Annotated in this window: 20 protein-coding genes and 2 pseudogenes; 12 read left to right on the top strand and 10 right to left on the bottom strand. The window is 57.5% G+C overall.

Annotated elements, in window-relative coordinates; genetic code table 11:
- Window positions 1–40 precede the first annotated feature (40 nt).
- Window positions 41–571, bottom strand: a complete 531-nt coding sequence (locus tag ACA068_RS14440; RefSeq protein WP_497310412.1) for a hypothetical protein — start codon at window positions 569–571, stop codon at window positions 41–43.
- A 391-nt stretch (window positions 572–962) separates the two neighbouring features.
- Here ACA068_RS14440 and ACA068_RS14435 point away from each other — a divergent pair.
- The 7 genes and pseudogenes from ACA068_RS14435 to rarD all read left to right on the top strand — a co-directional run.
- Window positions 963–2,090 (top strand): annotated as a pseudogene (locus ACA068_RS14435) (HAMP domain-containing protein); the annotation flags it as partial.
- Between the two features lie 339 nt (window positions 2,091–2,429).
- Window positions 2,430–2,954: pseudogene (locus ACA068_RS14430) on the top strand (methyl-accepting chemotaxis protein); the annotation flags it as partial.
- A 261-nt stretch (window positions 2,955–3,215) separates the two neighbouring features.
- Window positions 3,216–3,662 carry a DUF411 domain-containing protein gene (locus ACA068_RS14425; protein ID WP_497310411.1) on the top strand — a complete coding sequence of 149 codons (447 nt, stop codon included), beginning with the start codon at window positions 3,216–3,218 and terminating at the stop codon, window positions 3,660–3,662.
- Window positions 3,662–4,096 carry a YqaA family protein gene (locus ACA068_RS14420; RefSeq protein WP_077747751.1) on the top strand — a complete coding sequence of 145 codons (435 nt, stop codon included), beginning with the start codon at window positions 3,662–3,664 and terminating at the stop codon, window positions 4,094–4,096. The genes ACA068_RS14425 and ACA068_RS14420 overlap by 1 nt, the downstream gene beginning before the upstream one ends.
- 85 nt (window positions 4,097–4,181) lie before the next feature.
- Window positions 4,182–5,207 carry an alpha/beta fold hydrolase gene (locus ACA068_RS14415; RefSeq protein ID WP_497310410.1) on the top strand — a complete coding sequence of 342 codons (1,026 nt, stop codon included), beginning with the start codon at window positions 4,182–4,184 and terminating at the stop codon, window positions 5,205–5,207.
- Window positions 5,208–5,218: 11 nt separating this feature from the next.
- Window positions 5,219–6,172, top strand: coding sequence for a D-2-hydroxyacid dehydrogenase family protein (locus ACA068_RS14410; protein ID WP_497310409.1), 954 nt, complete (start codon window positions 5,219–5,221; stop codon window positions 6,170–6,172).
- A gap of 110 nt (window positions 6,173–6,282) precedes the next feature.
- Window positions 6,283–7,164: an EamA family transporter RarD gene (rarD, locus tag ACA068_RS14405; protein ID WP_497310408.1), complete on the top strand. Its 882-nt coding sequence runs from the start codon at window positions 6,283–6,285 to the stop codon at window positions 7,162–7,164.
- A 127-nt stretch (window positions 7,165–7,291) separates the two neighbouring features.
- Here the strand turns inward: rarD and hppD are convergent, their stop codons facing one another.
- Both hppD and ACA068_RS14395 read right to left on the bottom strand, forming a co-directional pair.
- On the bottom strand, window positions 7,292–8,368 hold the full coding sequence (hppD, locus tag ACA068_RS14400; protein WP_219093983.1) for a 4-hydroxyphenylpyruvate dioxygenase: 1,077 nt from the start codon (window positions 8,366–8,368) through the stop codon (window positions 7,292–7,294).
- 249 nt (window positions 8,369–8,617) lie between these two features.
- Window positions 8,618–9,556, bottom strand: coding sequence for a DMT family transporter (locus tag ACA068_RS14395; RefSeq protein ID WP_497310407.1), 939 nt, complete (start codon window positions 9,554–9,556; stop codon window positions 8,618–8,620).
- Window positions 9,557–9,635: 79 nt separating this feature from the next.
- Here ACA068_RS14395 and ACA068_RS14390 point away from each other — a divergent pair, with 79 nt between their 5' ends.
- From ACA068_RS14390 to ACA068_RS14380, 3 genes are all read left to right on the top strand, one after another.
- A complete protein-coding gene (locus ACA068_RS14390) occupies window positions 9,636–10,508 on the top strand; it encodes a LysR family transcriptional regulator (RefSeq protein ID WP_497310406.1) in 873 nt (290 codons plus the stop codon).
- Window positions 10,509–10,623: 115 nt separating this feature from the next.
- The gene (locus ACA068_RS14385) at window positions 10,624–12,156 is read left to right on the top strand and encodes an EAL domain-containing protein (RefSeq protein WP_497310405.1); all 1,533 of its coding nucleotides are present in this window, start codon (window positions 10,624–10,626) and stop codon (window positions 12,154–12,156) included.
- Between the two features lie 233 nt (window positions 12,157–12,389).
- Entirely contained in the window at window positions 12,390–12,752 is a 363-nt protein-coding gene (locus tag ACA068_RS14380; RefSeq protein WP_497310404.1) for a histone-like nucleoid-structuring protein, MvaT/MvaU family, read from the top strand.
- A gap of 183 nt (window positions 12,753–12,935) precedes the next feature.
- Here the strand turns inward: ACA068_RS14380 and ACA068_RS14375 are convergent, their stop codons facing one another.
- Window positions 12,936–13,460, bottom strand: coding sequence for a DUF4946 domain-containing protein (locus ACA068_RS14375; protein WP_497310596.1), 525 nt, complete (start codon window positions 13,458–13,460; stop codon window positions 12,936–12,938).
- 145 nt (window positions 13,461–13,605) lie between these two features.
- Between ACA068_RS14375 and gloA the strand changes: the two genes are divergently transcribed.
- Window positions 13,606–14,127, top strand: coding sequence for a lactoylglutathione lyase (gloA, locus tag ACA068_RS14370; RefSeq protein ID WP_219093979.1), 522 nt, complete (start codon window positions 13,606–13,608; stop codon window positions 14,125–14,127).
- 177 nt (window positions 14,128–14,304) lie between these two features.
- On the opposite strand, the gene ahpF is transcribed toward gloA, so the two are convergent.
- The 3 genes from ahpF to ACA068_RS14355 form a co-directional block, all read right to left on the bottom strand.
- Window positions 14,305–15,867, bottom strand: a complete 1,563-nt coding sequence (gene ahpF / locus ACA068_RS14365; protein ID WP_497310403.1) for an alkyl hydroperoxide reductase subunit F — start codon at window positions 15,865–15,867, stop codon at window positions 14,305–14,307.
- A 122-nt stretch (window positions 15,868–15,989) separates the two neighbouring features.
- A complete protein-coding gene (ahpC, locus tag ACA068_RS14360; protein ID WP_010460707.1) occupies window positions 15,990–16,553 on the bottom strand; it encodes an alkyl hydroperoxide reductase subunit C in 564 nt (187 codons plus the stop codon).
- A gap of 150 nt (window positions 16,554–16,703) precedes the next feature.
- Window positions 16,704–17,642: a site-specific integrase gene (locus ACA068_RS14355; protein WP_497310402.1), complete on the bottom strand. Its 939-nt coding sequence runs from the start codon at window positions 17,640–17,642 to the stop codon at window positions 16,704–16,706.
- Between the two features lie 178 nt (window positions 17,643–17,820).
- Here ACA068_RS14355 and ACA068_RS14350 point away from each other — a divergent pair, with 178 nt between their 5' ends.
- A complete protein-coding gene (locus ACA068_RS14350) occupies window positions 17,821–18,840 on the top strand; it encodes a DNA-binding protein (protein ID WP_497310401.1) in 1,020 nt (339 codons plus the stop codon).
- Here ACA068_RS14350 and gorA read toward each other — a convergent pair.
- From gorA to galU, 3 genes are all read right to left on the bottom strand, one after another.
- Window positions 18,837–20,195 (bottom strand): glutathione-disulfide reductase, encoded by a 1,359-nt coding sequence (gene gorA, locus ACA068_RS14345; protein ID WP_497298919.1) that lies wholly within the window; start codon window positions 20,193–20,195, stop codon window positions 18,837–18,839. The genes ACA068_RS14350 and gorA overlap by 4 nt on opposite strands.
- A gap of 107 nt (window positions 20,196–20,302) precedes the next feature.
- Window positions 20,303–21,829, bottom strand: a complete 1,527-nt coding sequence (locus ACA068_RS14340; RefSeq protein ID WP_497310400.1) for an MFS transporter — start codon at window positions 21,827–21,829, stop codon at window positions 20,303–20,305.
- A gap of 229 nt (window positions 21,830–22,058) precedes the next feature.
- Window positions 22,059–22,898: a UTP--glucose-1-phosphate uridylyltransferase GalU gene (gene galU / locus ACA068_RS14335; protein ID WP_010460715.1), complete on the bottom strand. Its 840-nt coding sequence runs from the start codon at window positions 22,896–22,898 to the stop codon at window positions 22,059–22,061.
- Window positions 22,899–22,913 lie beyond the last annotated feature (15 nt).

Raw genomic sequence — 22,913 nt, 5'->3', positions numbered from 1 at the left:
AGCCGGCCCACTCGGGACGTGAGTGGGCCAGCTAAAAACGTCAGGCCTTGGCGTTGACGCCCTTGTCGGTAGGCACCGACGTGCCATTGCCCTTGCCGTAAGTGTGCAGGTTCTGCAGAACGTAAATCGCCGTCTTGTATTCCGGGATCAGCCCTATGGCGTACTTGTCGCCCTTGATGCTGTTGTTCTGGATGGTGTCGAGTTGCGTGGCGAAATACTCCAGCGCATTGAATTTTGCATCCGGGTCGTTCTGCACCCCGAACCGGTTAAATTTGTCACCGGCATTCATCAGTGTCATCGCCGTAATATCGGAAATCAGACCTCGACCTCTGAGGAAGGCACTGAGATTGCCCAATTGTTTGGCCGAGACATTTTCCGGATCGAAACCTTTTACGTTTCGGTGGATTTTCTGCTCATCCATTTTCGCAGTATTAAGCGCGTTTGGATTGGTCCCCACCAGTGCCAGCATCTGCTTGACCCTGGCGCTGTGGGTGACAGGTTTGCCCCCGCCCGTATCCTGAACCAGCAACCCTGCCTTGGGCGTCCAGGCCCCTGTATAGCCGATAGTCATGAATGAACTCCCGACTGCGTGACCATAAAAAATTCCTTGTTTAGTCCAGTTTTAGAGCGGGCAAGTATCAGCGTGGCAACTAGCCATACCAACAATTATTTCCAGTTTTTACAATTTTTGTACATATTAGATACAAAGCACCAAGTGCCTTGTTTCATGGGTCTACACAGACTTTTTAAAAGTGGTCTAGACAACTAATCAGCCTCTTTGTACGTCTTGGTTAGTTTATTTGTATCAACATCGACACTGTTCGCCCCCTGACCGCTCGTCACCCCGCCCCTTTCTAGCACGCCAGTACCTAAAGCTCGCCCCTTGCAAGCCGATAGCTCTTCGAAGCGCCGATTTTCATACAGAAAAACCACAATAAGAACGCTGCACAAGGACCGGTACCATGCCCGCATTCCGCACCATCCAGGCTCGCTACACGCTGTTTCTGGTCCTGTTCATCCTGCTGTTATTCGTCCTGACAGTCGTCGGCATCAGCCAGTTGGTCGCCCCCAAGCTTCGTCACACCGAAGAACAGGTGGCCCTCAACCGCATCGCCGAAGTGGCCGAGCAAATTCAGGGCGAACTGAACAAGGTTCAGGCGCAACAGCGCAGCATCACCCAGACCATTCCGTTGCTCGACAGCGCCGCCATCGACACGGTGCTGCCAGGCCTGGTCGATCAGTACGGCGAGTTGAAAGTGTTCGGTGGCGGTATCTGGCCGTTACCCGGCCAGCGTGAGGCCGGACGCAACAAATTCAGCACCTTCTGGCACCGCGACGCCTCGGGCAAGCTGGCGGTCAATACGTTCTGGAACAGCGATGCCGCCCCCAACTATTACGACCAGACCTGGTACAAGGGCGGCATGCAAACCCCGCGCGGCCAATGCGCCTGGGCGCCAGCCTATAAAGATGACGCCAGCGCCGAGCCACGGACCAACTGCGCCATGGCCATTCAGAAAAATGGCGCGGCGTATGGCGTCTCGACCATCGACGTGACGCTGGGCTTCTTCAATGACTTGATCGCGCGCAAGGAAAAAGACCTCGGCGCCGAAATGCTGATCGTTGAAGCCGACGGCAAGATCATCAGCAACAGCTCGCGGATCAGTGGGCCGATCGTGCTGAAGAACATCAGTGAACTGGCCGGCAACTCGCCATTCGCCAGTCAAGTGAAGGCCGGCCTGCAAAACCGTGATCAGTCGCAGCGGGTCGAGTTCGACAACAACGGTGAAGCCAACACCTTCTTCATGCGCCCGATCGAAGGCACACCGTGGTTCCTCGCCACGGCCCTTCCGACCAAGCTGATCACCGCCCAGCGTGACGATGTGCTCAGCACACTGAGCCTGCTGCAAATCCCGATGGTGATCCTGCTGGTGTTGCTGCAGATCTACGCGATTCGCCAATTGATTCAGCGGATGAAAATCCTCAAAGCCAACATCGACGCCCTGTCCGCGGGCGATGCCGACCTGACCAAGCGCATCACCATCCGCGCCGAAGACGAACTGGGCGCCATCGGGCACTCGGTCAACGCCTTCATCATTTACTTGCAGAACATGATCGGCGAAGTCACCCAGGCCACCGGCGCCATGGCATCCAGCCTGGACAACCTGCAACGGACCTCCGCCCACACCAGCCAGATTCTGGTGCGTCATGCGTCTGAAACCGATCAGACGGTCACGGCGATCACCGAGATGAGTTCGACCGCCGAAAGCGTCGCACAGAACGCCGCCGAAACGGCGGCCTTCACCCAGCGCGCCAACGAGAACGCCGACCGTTCACGGGTCGTGGTCGGTGAAGCGTCCAGCAGCGTGATCGCCCTGATCGATGAAGTGGCAAGCGCCACCCATAAGGTCGAAAGCATGCAGGAGGATGCGCAACGCATCACCGAGATTCTCGGGGTGATTGGCGCCATTGCCGGGCAAACCAACTTGCTGGCGCTCAACGCCGCGATCGAAGCGGCCCGGGCCGGTGAGCAAGGTCGCGGTTTCGCGGTCGTCGCCGATGAAGTCCGCGCCCTCGCCGCCCGCACGCAAGCCAGCACTTCGCAAATCAATGAAATGCTCAAGCGCCTGACCCAAGGCGTGAGTTCGTCAGTGACCGCCATGGAAAATACCCAGGCCAGTTGCCAGTCTGCCGCCGATGCCACGGCGCGGGTCAACACGGGCCTGGATGAAATGGCCGGCTCGGTCAGCCACATCAACAGCCTGAGCACGCAGATCGCCACCGCCGCCGAGCAGCAAAGTGCGGTGACCGAAGAGATCAACCGCAGCATGGTGCAGATCCGCCACATGGTGGATGAACTGGTGAAAAGCGGCCAGGCCAGCGAGCTCAATACCCAGCAACTGCTGCAAGCCAATGCGCGTGTCAGCTCGATCATGGGGCGGTTCAAGGTTCGTTGACTGTTGCTGAATGACACAAACTCCCTGTGGCCGGGGAGTTTGGTCTGGTGAGGAGCTTTTGTGGCGAGGGGACTTGCCCCGTTCGGCCGCGCAGCAGTCGTCGATTGTTATGGGGCCGCTTCGCAGCCCAACGGGGGCAAGCCCCCTCGCCACAATGGTTCAGCGTTGGCAGTATTACTTCGAAACAATCTCTTGCCTAGACGTTAGCTAAACTGGTCAAAATGCATCTTTTTTTGGCCACAATCCAGAGACGAGCCCCCCATGCGAACCCACCTGCGTCTGGTCGCCCTGAGCGCCCTATTCATCTCTTCCCTGGCACAGGCCGCCGACCTGGTCCCGATCGAAGTCCACCGTGACGCCAACTGCGGTTGCTGCAAAAAATGGATCAGCCACCTGGAGGCCAACGGCTTCAAGGTTGAAGACCGCGTCGAATCCAACATGAGTGAATTCAAGCAACAGCACGGCGTGCCGCCGCGCCTGGCGTCCTGTCACACCGGTCTGATCAACGGCAAGTTCGTCGAAGGCCATGTTCCAGCAGATCAAGTCCTGGCCTTGAGCAAACGCGATGACTTGCTGGGTGTCGCGGCGCCGGGCATGCCCATGGGTTCGCCCGGCATGGAAATGGACGGCATGAGCGATGCCTATCAAGTGATCGGCCTGAAAAAGGACGGCACTGACGTGGTGGTGGCGGACTACCCGGCCCATTGATCGGCGGCGCCTACATCGGGCTGTTTTTCGCGGCATTCGGTGCCGCGACCCTGCTGCCGTTGCAATCCGAAGCACTGCTCGTCGGGCTGTTGCTCAGCGAGCAGTATTGGCTATGGTTGCTGCTGGCCGTCGCAACGCTGGGCAACGTCCTCGGTTCAGTGGTGAATTGGTGGCTTGGCTGTCGCATCGAGCGGTTTCGCGACCGGCGCTGGTTTCCGGTCAGCCCGCGCCATCTGGAACAGGCCCGAAAACACTATCAACGCTATGGTCATTGGTCATTGCTGCTGAGTTGGGTGCCGATCATCGGTGACCCGCTGACGCTGGTGGCCGGCGTCATGCGCGAGCCGCTGGGGCGGTTTTTGCTGATCGTGACCCTCGCCAAAGGTGCCCGTTATGGCGTGCTGGCCCTGGCAACGCTGGGCTGGATCGGTTGAACGATCGGCGGCGGCGATTGCCTGTGTTTAATGTCGCCCTAATCATGTCGATCCAGCATCGGCGGGTTTCCTATGGAGTTCACCCATGTCCCTTGCCCTTTCCCGTTGGCTGTCCTGCCTGTTTCTGACCGCTGCACTGCCTGTTCTGGCGCATGCCGAAGGCCCGGAATACGGACCGGAACTCCAAGGGTTCGAGTACCCCTACACGGTCAAGCACTTCGCGTTCGAGTCCCAGGGCAAATCCCTGCAGATGGGTTACATGGACGTCGCCGCCCACGGCAAGGCCAACGGGCGCAGCGTGGTGTTGATGCACGGCAAAAACTTCTGCGGCGCCACCTGGGACAGTTCGATCAAAGCCCTGAGCGAAGCCGGTTACCGGGTCATCGCGCCGGACCAGATCGGTTTCTGCACCTCCAGTAAACCAGACAACTATCAGTACACGTTCCAGCAACTGGCGACCAATACCCAGCAACTGCTCAAAGCCCTTGGCATCCAGAAGTCCAGCGTGCTCGGGCACTCCACCGGCGGCATGCTTGCCACGCGCTATGCGCTGCAATACCCCGATCAGGTCGAGCAACTGGCGCTGGTCAATCCCATTGGCCTGGAAGACTGGAAAGCCCTCGGCGTGCCGTATCGCACTGTCGATCAATGGTACGAGCGCGAACTGAAGCTCAGCGCCGACGGCATCCGCACCTATGAACGCAACACCTATTACGGTGGCCGCTGGAAGCCTGAATTTGATCGCTGGGTCGATATGCTTGCCGGCCTGAACAAAGGCCCGGGGCACACGCAAGTGGCCTGGAACTCGGCGTTGATCTACGACATGATCTTCACCCAGCCGGTGTATTACGAATTCAAGGACCTGAAGATGCCGACGCTGTTGCTGATCGGCACGTCCGACACCACGGTCATCGGCAGTGACATTGCCTCCCCGGAGGTCAAGGCGAAGCTCGGTCATTACGACGTGCTCGGCAAGCAAGTGGCAAAACTGATTCCGCAGTCCACACTGGTTGAATTTCCCGGCATGGGTCACGCGCCGCAGATGGAAGAACCGGCGAAATTCCACCAGGCATTGCTCGACTGGCTGAACAAAACCAATCCAGTGCGTTAATGAGGTAGCTGATGGCGGTGCAGATTGCGGTAATCGATGATTGGCAGGACGTGGCCCGTGACGTGGTCGACTGGTCCGTGCTGGGCAGCCTCGGCGAGGTGAGTTTTATCCATGACTACCCCGCCGACAACGCAACCCTGGCTGAACGCCTGGGCAAATTCGAAGTGATCTGCGTGATGCGCGAACGCACTCGCTTCGATGAAGACCTCCTGCGCCAGTTGCCAACACTCAAACTGCTGGTCACCGGCGGCATGCGCAATGCTGCGCTGGACCTCAAGGCCGCCACGGCATTGGGCATCCAGGTCAGTGGTACCGACAGCTACAAACACGCCGCTCCGGAACTGACCTGGGCGTTGATTATGGCGTCGACGCGTAACCTCGTGGTCGAAGCCAATGCCTTGCGCGCCGGGAAATGGCAGCAAGGCCTGGGTGGCGACTTGCACGGCAAGACGCTGGCAATCCTCGGCCTTGGCAGCATCGGCAAACGTGTCGCGCAGTTTGGTCAGGTGTTCGGGATGCGGGTGATCGCGTGGAGCGAAAACCTGACAGCTGAACGTGCCGCTGAAGTGGGCGTGACCTATGTCAGCAAGCAGGAACTGTTCGAGCAGGCCGATGTGCTGTCGGTTCATCTGGTGCTCAGTGATCGCAGCCGGGGGCTGGTCGACGCCCGGGCGCTGGACTGGATGAAACCCTCGGCGCTGCTGGTCAACACCGCCCGCGGGCCGATTGTCGATGAAGCTGCGCTGATCAAGGCGTTGCAGAAGAACCGGCTTGCGGGGGCGGCGCTGGATGTGTTCGACGTGGAGCCATTGCCGGTGAATCATCCGTTCAGAACGCTGGACAATGTGTTGGCGACGCCGCATGTCGGGTATGTCAGTCAACAGAACTACCATCAGTTCTTTTCACAGATGATCGAGAACATTCAAGCGTGGTCGGCGGGTGAGCCGATTCGTCTTCTGAGCTAGGACCGCAGCGCCGTTCTCGCACTCGATCGATATTGATCTGTTAGTCAATACTGAACGCGAAAACCACGTATCCTCTGCGCCCGTTTCACGTCCAACCTCGCGAGGGCAGTTTGTCTAAAGGTATCGCTTTATCGGTCTCGGCCTCAGTGCTGTTTGCCGTCATGTATTACTACACCTCGCTGCTCACGCCCTTGAGCGGCGTGGAGATTTTCGGCTGGCGCATGCTGCTGACTGTGCCGTGCATGACCGTGTTCATGGTGGTTTCCGGCGAATGGAAACGAGTGCTCGAGATTTTTCGGCGCATCGCCGGGAATCGGAAACTGATCGCCGGCCTGATCGCCTCCTCGGCCTTGCTCGGCGTGCAGCTTTGGCTGTTCATGTGGGCGCCGCTCAACGGCTACAGCCTGGATGTGTCGCTCGGCTATTTCCTGTTGCCGCTGACCATGGTGCTGACCGGGCGGATCGCCTATGGCGAGCGCCTCTCGTATCTGCAAAAAATCGCCGTGGTGCTGGCCTGCCTCGGTGTGATCAACGAGGTGTATCAGGTCGGGGGTTTTTCCTGGGCAACCTTGCTGGTCTGCATCGGCTATCCCCTGTATTTCATCCTGCGCAAGCGCCTGGCCGCCGACAACCTTGGTGGTTTATGGCTGGACATGGCGTTGACGCTGCCGGTGGCGTTCTGGTTTGTGCAGAGTGGCGAACAGGGTTTCGGCGTGTTTGATCAACACCCGTGGTTGTCGCTGCTGATCCCGATACTCGGGGTGATCAGCGCGTCGGCGCTGGTGGTCTACATCATCGCCAGCCGGTTGTTGCCGTTCAGTCTGTTCGGGCTGTTGAGTTATGTAGAACCGGTGTTGCTGCTGGGCGTTGCGTTGCTGCTTGGGGAAAGCATCAAGCCCGGGGAGTGGCTGACCTACATTCCGATCTGGCTGGCGGTGGTGGTGCTGGTGTTTGAAGGGTTCAAACACCTGGTTCGGCATCGCAAACCTTAAGCCCCACACAAAACCAAATGTAGGAGTGAGCCTGCTCGCGATAGCGCCTTCACATTCAACATCAATGTTGACTGAAAGGTAGCTATCGCGAGCAGGCTCACTCCTACAGGTTTAGCGGTGTAGCGGCTTACTCGGTAGCGAGTACGCCACGACGAACCTGATCCCGCTCGATAGATTCGAACAGTGCCTTGAAGTTGCCTTCGCCGAAACCATCGTCGCCTTTACGCTGGATGAATTCGAAGAATACCGGGCCCATTAGGGTTTCCGAGAAAATCTGCAGCAGCAGACGCTTGTCGCCCGACTCGGACGAACCGTCCAGCAGAATCCCCCGCGATTGCAGTTGATCGACCGGCTCGCCGTGGTTCGGCAGGCGGCCTTCGAGCATTTCGTAGTAGGTTTCCGGTGGCGCGGTCATGAAGCGCATACCGATGCTTTTCAGGTGATCCCAGGTCTTGATCAGGTCATCGCTGAGGAAGGCCACGTGCTGGATGCCCTCACCGTTGAACTGCATCAGGAACTCTTCGATCTGCCCGGCGCCCTTGGACGATTCTTCGTTCAGCGGGATACGGATCATGCCGTCCGGGGCGGTCATGGCCTTGGAGGTCAGGCCGGTGTATTCGCCCTTGATGTCGAAGTAACGGATCTCACGGAAGTTGAACAGCTTCTCGTAGAAGTTGGCCCAGTACGCCATGCGACCGCGATACACGTTGTGGGTCAGGTGATCAATGATTTTCAGACCGGCGCCGACCGGATTGCGGTCAACACCTTCGATGAACACGAAATCGATGTCGTAGATGGAGCTGCCTTCACCAAAACGGTCGATCAGGTACAGCGGTGCGCCACCGATGCCTTTGATCGCCGGCAGGTTCAGTTCCATCGGGCCGGTTTCGATGTGGATCGGCTGGGCACCGATTTCCAGCGCACGCTTGTAGGCCAGTTGCGAATCCTTGACGCGGAACGCCATGCCGCACACCGACGGGCCGTGCTCGGCCGCGAAGTACGAAGCAACACTGTGCGGTTCGTTGTTGAGGATCAGGTTGATCTGGCCCTGGCGATACAGGTGCACATCTTTTGAACGGTGGGTCGCGACCTTGGTGAAGCCCATGATCTCGAAGATCGGCTCCAGGGTGTTCGGGGTCGGCGATGCGAGCTCGATGAACTCAAAGCCCATCAGGCCCATTGGGTTTTCGTATAAATCTGCCATTTTGGCGCCTCATCATTTTTTAGAATTAACGGATCGTTAGTTGCTAAGAATGCTGAAGCCGGCGGGTGGCGCGCAGGAGATGCCCCGCACGCTGCGGGCGAGGAAGTCACCGTAGATCAATTGAAACCCAAAACTTTTCATTGTCGACCCAAGGCTGATGCGGGCGAGGCTTCTGCTGACAGAAGACGATTATTATTGTATGCGTAACCCGATTCTACACAGCGTAAATAGGTTTGTCCGCCTTCTGTATCAAATCCCCTTTTTCCCTGCTCGCGCAAGGGGTTTGTTGCACAGGTAAATCCCTGAAAGAATCAGCCCTCCTCCCAGGCACATCACCAGCGTCAACTGCTCGTCCAACAACAACGCGCCGAGGATCACCGCGGTCAGCGGATTCAGGGCAATAAACACCCCCGAACGCGTTGCCCCGATGCGGCGAATGCCATCGTAATAACCGATGTAGGCCAGCGCCGAGCCCAATACGCCCAGGTACATCAGGCTCAACCATTGCTGCGGACCGAGACTGATGAGCGCGCTGACACTCAGTTCACCCCGTACTGCACTGGTCACCCACAGCATCAGCGTGCCGAGCAGAATCGAATACGTCACGGTCTGCACCGGCCCCAGCGAGTGATTCAGCTCTTTGGAGAATAACGAGTAAATACCCCAGCCGAGCACGCAGCCGAAAATCAGCAGGTCGCCGACCCAGGCGTCGGCATTGTCGGCCAGCAGCTGCGGATTTCGACTGACGATCACCAGACTCGCCCCGACGATGCACACCGCAATTCCGATAACCTTTGCCCGACTCAAGCGCTCCTTGAACAGCAGCCACGACGCCAGTCCGATCACGGCGGGGTTCAGCGCCACAATCAATGACGCACGCGATGCATTGATGTAATGCAGTCCATAAAAGAAGCACAAGTTGTAGAAGAAAATGCCGAAGAACCCCAGCAGCGCCAGTTGCAGCCACTGCCTGGCGCTCGGTTTCGCCAGTGGCACGCGGGCCAGCAGAAAAAACAGCAGCAATGCCACGCTGGCCAGAAGGAATCTCAGGCTGGCGGCGAACAATGGGCTGAGGCTGTCCGCGAGAAACCGGCCGGCCACAAACGTCCCGCCCCAGATCATGGTGACAGCAGCGAGTTTCAGGTAAACCGGCACGTCCGAAGAGGTTGTTTGCGCATAAGCAGTCATAAGGCGTCAGGGCTTCAATCCAGAAAAGATGACGTATCATTCGACTAATGCATGATCATCGTAAAATGAGTAAAGACTCATGACCCTGACACAACTCGAGATTTTCTCGCTGGTCGCCGAACTGCGAGGTTTCACGGCGGCGGCCAACCGGCTGGGGATTACCCAATCGGCGGTGTCTCACGCCCTGAAGTCGCTGGAACAGGAATTGGGTGTCGAGTTATTCCGGCGCCATCAGTCACAAGTCGAACCGAGCGACATCGGTCTACAGCTCTTATCGCGCGCCCGGGCAATGCTCGGGCTGGCCAACACCTTGCGCCAGGAAGCGGCCGATGCTCGCGGGATGAAGCGTGGCACCCTGCGCATCGGCTCGTTCGGCCCGACCTCGTCGATCAAACTGCTGCCACAGATCCTGCAGCACTACCGCGCCACTCACCCCGGTATCGAAGTGCACATCGACGAAGGTCCGGACCGGCAGATTATCCAGTGGCTGGAAGAGCGACGAATCGATATCGGCTTCGTGGTGCTGCCTGAAGAACGCTTCGATACCTTCACGCTGATCGAAGACCGGATGGTCGCGCTGCTGCCCTCCGATCATCTGCTGGCGGGTCGCGACAGCTTGAGCCTGAGCGACTTGTGTCACGACCCGTTCGTGCTGACCGAAGCCGGGTCTTCGGAGCTGGTTTCACGGCTGTTCAGTGCGGCCCGGCTGACACCGAACATCCGTTATCGCTGCTCGCAGTTGCTCAGCACCCTCGACACCGTAGGCCGTGGTGACGCCGTGACCGTGGTCGCCGAAGGCTCATTGCCCGACGACAACGACAGCCGCTATGTGAAAAAACCGCTGTCACCCGCCGTCAATCGGCAGGTCGGTCTGGCAGTGCTCGACCAGCGTCAATCGTCGCCCGCAACGCTGGCGTTTATCCAGCTGGCTACAAGCCTTGATTATCGTTGAGCGGCATAAGTATCAACGGCCATCTATCATGCCCACTACCTGAACTCTTTTTGGGAGGCGTGCCGTTGTCCTCCCAGCATTTGAGAGCCGTATCCCATCGTCACAGGCTTTGCGAATGCCACTGAACGCCAAGACACACAAACGCGGCAAACGAATGACTGTAACCCTTCTGAGCGGGGTGCTCCCGGTGCTGCTGGGGAGCGTCATTCTCTATATGCAGGCTGAGCGCACACTCCAGCAAAGCACCGCGCTGACGGCCGAAGAAGCCATCCGCCAATTTGAATTGATGCTCGACAATAACGCCCAGGCCGCGCGGGAACTGCTGCCGCTGGCCGGCCAAAGCTGCAATGACGTCAAATTGGCCCTGCGCGAACAGGTCACTCGCGGTCCATTCGTGCGCGCGACAAATCTGGTGTGGGACGACAGCATCTATTGCAGTTCTTTGTTCGGTGACTACCAGAAAAAGCTCAGTGCCGGCGACTACTCCAAAGGCCGGTTGCTACTGATGAAAGGCAACCTGGTCACGCCTGACACAGCAGTATTAGTGTATCGAGTCGGTGAAGGAAAACAGGGAGCTTTGAGTACGCTGGACGGTTATCACCTGAGCAACGTGCTGCGCATGATTGGTCGCAAGACGATCCTGTTGCTGCAAGTCGGTCCCAACTGGTTATCCGCCGACGGCAAGGTTCACGAAGATGCCCTGCCCGTCCCGCCCGTGGCCGAAAGCAAACTGACGTCCACGCGCTATGCCTTTACGGTCGCGGCCGGTTTCCCCGAGGGTGAAACCTGGCGCTACATGAGCAGTGAATACCCGTCGCTGTTCAGTTTGCTGATCTTCTTCGGCGTGGTCTCGGGCGCAATCGGACATGTCCTGCAAATGCGCTCGTCGTCCCCCAGCCATGAAATGCAGCGCGCACTGGAGGCCGCCGAGTTCATTCCGTATTTTCAGCCCGTGGTGCACGGCGATACCAAAACGTGGTCCGGGGCCGAGGTGTTGATGCGCTGGAATCATCCAAAGGAAGGCCTGGTGCGCCCGGACCTGTTCATTCCTTTTGCCGAGCATTCCGGGTTGATCGTGCCGATGACCCGCGCCCTGATGCGGCAGACCTCTGCGCTGTTGGCGCCTGCCGCTGCCTCGTTCGACGGACCGTTTCACATCGGCATCAACATCACCGCCAGCCATTGCAAGGACCTGGACCTGGTCCAGGACTGCCGGGAGTTTCTCAGTGCCTTCGCGCCCGGTGCCATCCACCTGGTGCTGGAGTTGACCGAGCGTGAACTGATCGAGCCGACGGCCATCACGCACCAATTGTTCGAGCAGCTCCACGCCTTGGGCGTGATGATCGCTATCGATGACTTTGGCACGGGTCACTCAAGCCTCGGTTACCTGCGCCAGTTCAATGTGGACTTCCTGAAAATCGATCAGAGCTTTGTCGCTATGATCGGCGTTGACGCACTTTCCCGGCACATTCTGGACAGCATTATCGAACTCTCGGCCAAGCTTGATCTGGGGATCGTGGCTGAAGGCGTGGAAACCGAGGAGCAAAGTGACTATCTGGCTGCCCAGGGTGTGAACTTCCTGCAAGGTTATTTATTTGGTCGACCGATGCCCGGCGCAGAGTTCATTAATGCATTAAGGCACCATTAACCAGCGGTTTTAAGCGCCGAGGCAACGAAGCGGCGCACCAAATTGAATCAAAAGACTACTGTAGTTACATGAAGAAAAAGACAGGATTTACTCTTGGCCAATTAACTACTACAATTTTTCATGCCTGTGCACAATTGGCAGGTGAGCCACTATCACCGAGTCGCTTCAAGGCTCTTGGCTTATAGCTTTGTTTGCGGTTGGTATCAGCCAAACACACTATTGGAGTAATGAATTTGTCCAGACTCGCTGAATTTCGTGCCGCTGAAAAGGCCCTTCAAGAACAGCTCAAGCAGCTGGAATCGCTGAAGAATGATGCCGGGCTCAAGAAAGAAATCGAATTCGAAGAAAAGCTCCAGGGGCTGATGAAAACCTACGGCAAAAGCCTACGCGACATCATCGCCATCCTCGATCCGAACCCGGCAAAATCCGGTCTGTCGGCAGCAGCCCCTAAAACCCGCCGCGCTCGCGTGGTCAAGGTTTATCACAACCCACACACTGGTGAACTGATTGAAACCAAGGGCGGCAACCACCGTGGCCTGAAAGCCTGGAAGGAACAGTACGGTGCCGCTACCGTAGATTCCTGGCTGCGAGGCTAAGCACTCGCGGTGATAAAACAAGCCCTGCCAACGCAGGGCTTTTTTATGGACGACCTCTAAATTCTAAATGCGACGAGGAGCGTCGTTTAATTCGCTACTTGTCGACTAAACTTTATGCTTAATCCGTTTGGGTATCTAAAGATTTCAGATCGCGCTGAAATCTGCAGTCACGCAAACCCTCATCTAAAGTTTCAAGCTGTTACGAGCCGCCGCAATTTCATCCTCACTTGCCTTATAAGCCTCAGCCTGCCCCGCGTAGGAAAAAACATAAGCCTTATCGGCGTCCACCGCCGCGACCAATGTTTGCGACAGCACATGTCGACCATTCTGTGTAATCGTGCAGGTAGTTTCCAATCCTGATAAGCGGCTCAAGGTCGCCGGATGAATTTTGTTGCAGACACTTTGATAGCCGCCTTGAAAAAAGTCCTTCTGCACCGACTTGCGCATCTCCAGCAACACGCCCTCCAGATTGACCTGATGACCGCTTTCTACTTGAGTCATGGTCAACTCCATCACCATTACCGGCGTGCCACCCTGGTCGACTTTCACCGCGCGCTGCCGGGATACCCCTGGTTTGGCATCATCTTGCGGAACGGCTTCGACCTCCCAGCCATTCGGCCAGGTCACCACCGGTGCATCAGCATGGGCGCTGGTAACAACTGACAGCAGACAGAACAGCAGGAAAGTCGATTTACAGAATCGGATCATTGCAATGAGCACTCACGGATTGAACCGTAAAGTCTGAGCCTCACCCGCCCGTCAGGCAATAGCCCACTCTTTGCGTTTGGTGATGTCCCAGCCCTTGCGTATCATTGTCGCCATTCGTTAGCCCCACTTATTTTCCGGAGGGCCCATGAGCCTGCACGAATTGAACACTTTCCCCGGCGTGACTGCTCAACCTGACACCGCCACCCAGAAGTTCGTCTTCAACCACACCATGCTGCGGGTCAAGGACATCACCAAGTCCCTGGATTTCTACACGCGCATCCTGGGTTTCTCGCTGGTGGAAAAACGCGACTTCCCGGAAGCTGAATTCAGTCTGTATTTTCTGGCGCTGGTGGATAAAAACCAGATTCCGGCCGATGCTGCCGCCCGTACCGAATGGATGAAATCGATCCCTGGCATTCTCGAACTGACCCACAACCACGGCACCGAAAACGACGCGGATTTCGCCTATCACAACGGCAACACCGACCCGCGCGGCTTCGGCCATATCTGCATCTCCGTGCCGGACATCCGTGCGGCTTGCGAACGTTTCGAAGCGTTGGGCTGCGATTTCCAGAAGCGCCTGAACGACGGGCGCATGAAGAGCCTGGCGTTCATCAAGGACCCGGATGCTTACTGGGTTGAAATCATTCAGCCAGCTCCGCTCTAACTCCACCACTAATCCCCCTTGTGGGAGCGAGCCTGCTCGCGATGGTTTCGGTACATTCAAAATGGATGTGACTGACCGTCCGCTATCGCGAGCAGGCTCGCTCCCACACTGGGAATGTGTGAAGCACAAAAAACCCCATGATCGCTCATGGGGTTTTTGTGTTTTCAGCGTTGGCGTTTAAGCCGGCGCGGAGGTGCGGATCAGGTGATCGAATGCGCTCAGCGAAGCCTTGGCGCCCTCGCCTACTGCAATCACGATCTGCTTGTACGGCACGGTGGTGACGTCACCGGCAGCGAACACGCCCGGCATCGACGTTTCACCCCGGGCATCGACGATGATCTCGCCGCGAGGCGACAGCTCGATGGTGCCTTTGAGCCAATCGGTGTTGGGCAGCAAACCGATCTGCACGAAGATCCCTTCCAGCTCTACGTTACGCAGCTCATCAGACTGACGATCCTTGTAGCGCAGGCCATTGACCTTCTGACCGTCGCCCAACACTTCAGTGGTTTGCGCACTGGCGATCACGGTGACGTTCGGCAGGCTGTGCAACTTGCGTTGCAAGACCGCATCGGCGCGCAACTGCACGTCGAACTCCAGCAGCGTGACGTGGGACACGATGCCCGCCAGATCGATGGCCGCTTCGACGCCGGAGTTGCCACCGCCAATCACCGCCACGCGCTTGCCTTTGAACAGCGGGCCGTCACAGTGCGGGCAGTACGCCACGCCTTTGTTGCGGTATTGCTGCTCGCCCGGGACGTTCATTTCACGCCACCGCGCACCGGTCGCGAGGATCACGGTTTTGGCTTTCAGGGTCGCGCCGCTGGCGAAGTGAATCTCGTGAAGCTCGCCGCGCTTGCCCGGCACCAATTTGTCGGCGCGCTGCAGGTTCATGATGTCGACGTCGTATTGCTTGACGTGTTCTTCCAGCGCCACCGCCAGTTTCGGGCCTTCGGTTTCCTGCACGGAGATGAAGTTCTCGATGGCCATGGTGTCGAGCACCTGCCCACCAAAACGTTCAGCTGCCACACCGGTGCGAATGCCTTTACGAGCAGCGTAGATCGCTGCCGAAGCACCGGCCGGGCCACCACCGACGACCAATACGTCAAAAGCTTCCTTGGCGCTGATTTTCTCGGCTTGACGCTCGATGCCGCTGGTGTCGATCTTGGCGAGGATTTCTTCAAGGCCCATGCGGCCCTGGCCGAAGTTCACGCCGTTAAGGTAAATGCTTGGCACGGCCATGATCTGACGATCATCGACTTCGGCCTGGAACAACGCGCCGTCGATGGCGACGTGGCGGATGTTCGGGTTCAGCACCGCCATCAGGTTCAGCGCCTGGACTACGTCCGGGCAGTTCTGGCAGGACAGCGAGAAGTACGTCTCGAAGCTGAACTCGCCCTTGAGAGAACGGATCTGTTCGATCACTTCAGCACTGGCCTTCGAAGGGTGGCCGCCCACTTGCAGCAGGGCCAGCACCAACGAAGTGAATTCATGGCCCATCGGGATGCCAGCAAAACGCAGGCTGATAGCGGCACCCGGGCGGTTGATCGAGAACGATGGTTTACGTGCATCGTCACCTTTATCGAGCAACGTAATCTGGTTGGAAAGACTGGCAACGTCTTTGAGTAACGCGAGCATTTCCTGGGATTTCGCACCGTCGTCGAGGGAGGCAATGATCTCGATCGGCTGGGTGACCCGTTCCAGGTATGACTTCAACTGGGCTTTAAGATTGGCGTCCAACATACGGGCGATTTCCTTTTTGAATTCGTAAAAAAAACGCCCGAGCGAATCTCGCCCGGGCGTTTTTGAGGGCGGTTGCAGCTTACTGAGGTGCGGAAACCCGCCCTGATGATGCTTTCACAGACTTAGATCTTGCCGACCAGGTCCAGGGACGGAGCCAGAGTGGCCTCGCCTTCTTTCCACTTGGCTGGGCACACCTGGCCTGGGTGAGCAGCGACGTACTGGGCAGCCTTGATTTTGCGCAGCAGCTCGGAAGCGTCACGGCCAACGCCGCCATCGTTCAGTTCAACGATTTTGATCTGGCCTTCTGGGTTGATCACGAAGGTGCCACGGTCTGCCAGGCCAGCGTCTTCAATCAGCACGTCGAAGTTGCGGGAGATCGCGTGAGTCGGGTCGCCGATCATGGTGTACTGGATTTTGCCGATGGCTGGCGAAGTGTTGTGCCAGGCAGCGTGGGCAAAGTGGGTGTCGGTGGAAACGCTGTAGATCTCGACGCCCAGTTTCTGGAACGCGTCGTAGTTGTCAGCCAGGTCTTCCAGTTCGGTCGGGCAAACGAAGGTGAAGTCGGCCGGGTAGAAGAACACGACAGACCACTTGCCTTTCAGATCAGCGTCCGACACTTTTACGAAGTCGCCATTTTTGAAGGCGTCAGCTTTGAACGGTTTAACTTGGCTGTTGATGATAGGCATCGATGACTCTCCGTCAGGGTTGAAAAGTTTGGTTGAGAAGTTGATGGGGTGAATCCTACCCACTCGATCGCCGCCTGGCTCATTGGCAAAGCTCATGCTGCTGATTGGTTTTCGCTATTAGCGGACAGTATTAATAGAAGAAAACGTTATCTAGCGCGCCAAAGGCTTTTCAGCGACTCGGGCCATCCCGAGAAACGGGCTCACTTCAACATAGCGCATGGCAGACTTCACATCCTTCCAACCCACATAACTCATCAACGATTTCAGGTCCCAACCACTCTGATGAGCCCAACTGGCAAAACCGCGTCGCAGGGAATGGCTGGTGTAGTGGTCGGCCGAAATGCCGGCACGTTCCAGGGCCTGGCGCAGCAAAGGGATCACGCTATTGGCATGCAATCCCTCCTCGCTTAAATGACCCCAGCGGTCGATTCCGCGAAACACCGGCCCACGGACCAGCGCAGCTTCCGTGATCCATTGGATGTAGGCGTTCACCGGGCAGAGGCGCTGCAGGGCGGGAGTCTGGTAAGTCTTGCCGAGGTTCTCGCGATCGCTCTTGCTGCGTGGCAGGTAGAGGGTGATGCCCGAGCCGGCGCTCGCCTGCACGTGTTCGATCTGCACGCGACACAACTCATCGCTGCGAAAGCCACGCCAGAAGCCCAGCAAGATGAGCGCAGTGTCACGTCTGGCGCGAAGCAATCCCGGCTGATCGTTTTTCTCCCTGGCTGTTTGCGCCTCCTGCTCCAGCCACGCAACCACTTGCTCCAGATGCTGCAGTTGCAATGGCTCGGCCTGTTTCTCCTGGGCCGGGTGCAGCGCACGGATGCCCTTGAAGACCTTGCGCACCACCGGCGACTTGGTGGGATCGGCGAAACCCTGGCTGTTATGCCACTGCGCCAGCGCTGACAAACGCAGCTTCAGCGTATTGATCGCCAGCACGCCCGCATGGGCCACCAGGTAACGCGCCACGCTGTCACTCGTCGCAGGCAGGAAACCACCCCAATTGACTTCGAAATGCTCGATGGCCGCCCGGTAGCTGCGACGCGTGTTGTCGCGGGTGGCGGCTTGCAGGTAGCGATCCAGATCGGTCATGGGCTTATCTCTCGAAAATGTACCGCTTTGGTGAAGTAAAACCTGTAACACGGCGTATCACGCGGGGTAATACCAGTATATCCCGCATCAACAATTTACATTTTTTATCTTCCTATTCATGATGGTACACTGCGTACTTTTGTGGCATGTACCACAGTACGAAATCGTAGGAGAACACATGGCTCGTGGCGGCGTAAATAAAGCGGTAGTGCAGGCGGCACGTTTGGCAATCCTTGCCCGTGGCGAAAACCCCAGCATCGATGCAGTACGGATCGAGATGGGCAATACCGGCTCAAAAACCACCATTCACCGCTATCTGAAGGAGCTGGATGACGGCAGCGAACGCGCCGAAGCGCCTTCAGAACCCATTGATGACGAGCTGGCAGGCTTGGTCTCGCGTCTGGCGCAGCGCCTCAAGGAGCAAGCGCAAGAACCCATCGACCAGGCACGTGCGCAGTTCGATCAGCAACGAAAGGCGCTGGAAATCCAGCTGACCGAAGCCCGGCAAGCCAACACTGAACTGCACCAGCAATACGAGATTCAAAGCCTGGCACTCACCCAGGAGTCCGAAGCGCTGCAAGAAACTCGCTCCATCCTGCAAGCCGAGCAAACCCGCAACGCCGGACTGAACCAGGCATTGGCCGATTTCGAATTACGCTTGCAAGACAAGGATGAGCAGATACGCTCACTGGAAGAAAAGCACCTGCACGCGCGCGATGCCCTGGAACACTACCGCAACGCAGTCAAAGAACAACGCGAGCAGGAGCACAGCCGCCACGAAGGTCAGGTGCAGCAGATTCAGATGGAATTGCGCCAGGCCCAGCAAAGCGCATTGGTTCGTCAGGACGAAATCACTCAATTGCACCGCGACAACGAGCGCTTGCTCACCGAAAACCGTGGAACACTGCGTGAACTGGGACTATTGCAAGAGCAACTCAAACACACCCACAGCCGCCAGGATCAACTGCTGGAGCAGGTCAACCGCATCGACAGCGAACGCACCCTCCTCCAGGAGCGTTTACGTGCCGCGCTGCTGGAAAGTCAGTCGCTCAAGCAAAGCGTCGACGAGCAGTCGCAGTTAAACAAAGCGCTGGAAATCGATTTGCTCAAGACTCAGGCGAACCTCGATGAAAGCCTGCGCCTGGCCGCTGTCATTGCAACAGCGCCAGACGCATCAGAGAGCGAAAAGAACGATTAACCGGCTACCGGTGTGCGCATGGTGACGAACTCTTCGGCGGCTGTAGGATGCACGCCGATGGTTTCGTCGAAATCGCGCTTGGTCGCGCCAGCCTTCAAGGCAATCGCCAGGCCCTGAACGATCTCACCGGCATCCGGCCCGACCATGTGGCAACCCAAAACCTTGTCGGTCTTCGCATCAACCACGAGCTTCATCAGCGTGCGCTCCTGGCACTCGGTCAGGGTCAGCTTCATCGGGCGGAAACGGCTTTCGAAAATCTGCACCTCGTGGCCAGCTTCGCGCGCCTCTTCCTCGCTCAAACCGACAGTGCCAATGTTCGGCAGGCTGAACACGGCAGTCGGGATCATCTTGTAATCCACCGGACGATATTGCTCCGGCTTGAACAAGCGGCGCGCCACTGCCATACCTTCAGCCAGAGCGACGGGGGTCAGTTGGACACGGCCGATCACATCGCCAAGCGCCAGGATCGACGGCTCCGCAGTCTGATACTGATCATCGACCTCGACGAAACCTTTCTTGTCGAGTTTGACGCCGGTGTTTTCCAGCCCGAGGTTGTCAAGCATCGGCCGGCGCCCGGTGGCGTAGAACACACAATCCGCCTCCAGTTCGCGACCGTCCTTGAGTGTCACCTTCAAGCTGCCATCGGACTGTTTGTCGATACGCTCAATGTCGGCGTTAAATTGCAGGTTCATGCCGCGCTTGGTCAGCTCTTCCTGCAAATGCTTGCGCACCGCACCGTCGAAGCCGCGCAGGAACAGTTCGCCGCGATACAACAGCGTGGTGTCGGCGCCCAGCCCGTGAAAGATCCCGGCGAACTCGACAGCGATGTAACCGCCGCCCACCACCAGAACGCGCTTGGGCAGCTCTTTGAGGAAGAACGCCTGGTTGGAACTGATCGCGTGTTCATGCCCCGGAATCTCCGGAATCTGCGGCCAGCCGCCGGTAGCAATCAGGATGTTCTTGGCTGTGTGGCGCTCGCCATTGATTTCGACCGTGTTCGGGTCGACGATTTTGGCGTGGCCTTCATGCAAGGTCACACCGCTGTTGACCAGCAAGTTGCGGTAAATGCCATTCAGGCGATTGATCTCGCGATCCTTGTTGGCAATCAGCGTTGCCCAATCAAACTTCGCCTCACCCAACGTCCAGCCAAAGCCGGAAGACTGCTCGAAGTCTTCGGCGAAGTGCGCGCCGTAGACCAGCAACTTCTTCGGCACGCAGCCGACGTTCACGCACGTACCACCCAGGTAACGGCTTTCAGCCACAGCCACTTTCGCGCCAAAACCGGCAGCGAAACGCGCAGCCCGTACACCGCCGGAACCGGCGCCAATTACATAAAGGTCAAAATCGTAGGCCATTTTCAATCTCCTCGGCAGGCAACCAGCATACCCGCAGACGCTTATTGAGCAAGCTTCTGCCGTTATACAGATGGACAACACCAACCGTTCGAGCCTTACGCTTTCGATCAATGACATTCTGCCGGCTGAGCTTTTGGTAACCGCAACGTGCGCCAGGCGATGAGAATCGCCATGAACGCCAGGCCGAAAGCGACCCACGAAACCAACGCAATTCCACCTTCAAATGCACCTCCTGCCTGCTGCATCAACTGTTGTGCCTGATCACCCGCCAGACCTGACGCCACATGATGAGCACCAGACAGCGTCTCACTTGCCAGCGTCGTCTGAATGTCGCTCAAAAACGTCGGAAGCTGCAGGCCTGCGCGGTAGTAGGCCGTGACCAGACCGCCAAGCACGGTCGTTCCCAGCACCACGCCTACTTCATAAGCGGTTTCACTGATGGCGGAAGCAGCGCCCGCCTTTGCCGGTGGTGCTGCCGACAAGATCACGTCATTGGAAACCGTCGCGATAGCGCCTACTCCGATGTTCAGCAACGCGAACGCCGCTACCAACACCGCGAGGCTGCTGCCCATGCTGGCCACCAGCAAAAACGCCGCGCCGGCAAAGGCCATCAGAACCGGTATCAACACATGCACGGGTACCCGCTGCGCGACCGGCACGACCGCCATCCCGACCACGATAGCCATGATTTGCCCCGGCACCAACGCCAGACTCGCACTCAAGGGCGACATCTGAAGGACAATCTGCAAGAACTGCGTGGTGAAGAAAACGAAGCCGACGAGGAACGCAAGACTTATCAGGTTGATCAGAACAGACCCGCTGAAGGTGCCGTTGCGAAACAGGGTCATGTCCATCAGGGGTACAGGAAGACGCAACTGCCGCCGAACGAACATCCAGCCCGCCAATGCACCGACCACAAAGGTGCCCAGCATGACCCCGTCAACACCCTCACTGGCGCCATGTTTGATACCGTAAACGATGCCACCCAGTGCGACCATCGACTGGAGAATGCTGATCGGATCCAGTGGACCCGACGCATCACGCTCCGACTCCGGGAGCAATAACGGCCCCAACACCAACAACGGAATCAGGACTGGAACCGCCAACAGAAAAATCGCGCCCCAATCAAAGAACTGCAGCAACACCCCGCCCACCAAAGGCCCGAGTGCCGAGCCGACCGTCAACGTCGTTGCCCAGATCGCGACTGCTACTCTGCGTTCTTCTCGATCCTCGAACACCGAACGTATCAACGCCAACGTTGAGGGCATCAGCATCGCCCCGAAAATCCCCATACAAGCTCGCCCGACAATCAGTTGAGTGGCTGTATCGGAATATGCGGTTAGCACCGACACAATGGCAAAACCCAAGGACCCAGCCAGCAACAACTTACGATGACCAACTCGATCTCCCAGGCTACCCATCGACACCAGCACTCCCGCCAATACCAGCGAATACGCATCGATCATCCACAACTGCTGACTAGCACTCGGACGCAGGGCCTCAGCAATCTTTGGTAACGCGAATCCAAGCACCGTGTTGTCAACGGTTACCAGCAAGACGGGCAGCATCAGCACGCTTAGGCCTAACCAGCGTTTTGATCTTGCTCCGCTATGAATCGCCGCATCTATCGTCATTAGCCCAACTCCCTGTTACCAGCGAAAAATTCACGAAGCGTTCAACAATGCTGCGCGGACTAACCCTTGAACACTCCCTTGCCAAGGTTTAGTCAGTTTCATTAATGACAATGCGTAATCGATCGGGCAACAGGAAAAGTATTTCCTGGCGGAAATGATTTGCTTTTAAGCGATCAAAAAAAACCCCGAACAAGTCGGGGTTTTTCCAATAGAAGTGAGTCAAACGCTATCAGTAAGCCTTGCCAGTCTTGTAGAAGTTCTCGAAGCAGAAGTTGGTCGCGTCGATGTAGCCTTCAGCACCACCGCAGTCGAAACGCTTGCCTTTGAACTTGTAGGCCATGACGCAGCCGTTCTGGGCTTGCTTCATCAGGGCGTCGGTGATCTGGATCTCACCACCTTTGCCTGGCTCGGTTTGTTCGATCAGGTCGAAGATGTCCGGGGTCAGGATGTAACGACCGATGATCGCCAGGTTCGACGGTGCATCTTCAGGTTTTGGCTTCTCGACCATGCTGTGAACACGGTAGATGTCGTCGCGAATCATCTCGCCGGCAATCACGCCGTACTTGTGAGTTTCTTGCGGGTCGACTTCCTGGATGGCAACGATCGAGCAGCGGAACTGCTTGTACAGCTTGACCATCTGGGTCAGGACGCCGTCGCCTTCGAGGTTGACGCACAAGTCATCCGCCAGCACCACGGCGAACGGTTCGTCGCCGATCAGTGGGCGACCGGTCAGAATCGCGTGGCCCAGGCCTTTCATTTCGGTCTGGCGCGTGTACGAGAACGAGCAGTTGTCGAGCAGCTTGCGGATACCGACCAGGTATTTCTCTTTGTCGGTGCCTTTGATCTGGTTTTCCAGCTCGTAGCTGATGTCGAAGTGGTCTTCCAGGGCGCGTTTGCCGCGACCGGTGACGATGGAGATTTCAGTCAAACCAGCGTCCAGTGCTTCTTCGACGCCGTACTGGATCAGTGGCTTGTTTACCACCGGCAGCATTTCTTTGGGCATGGCTTTAGTCGCTGGCAGGAAGCGAGTACCGTAACCGGCTGCTGGGAACAAGCATTTCTTGATCATATAAGTCCTTGAAAG

The sequence above is a fragment of the Pseudomonas sp. LBUM1660 genome (assembly GCF_059695935.1).
This window is presented reverse-complemented; position numbering and strand designations above follow the sequence as displayed.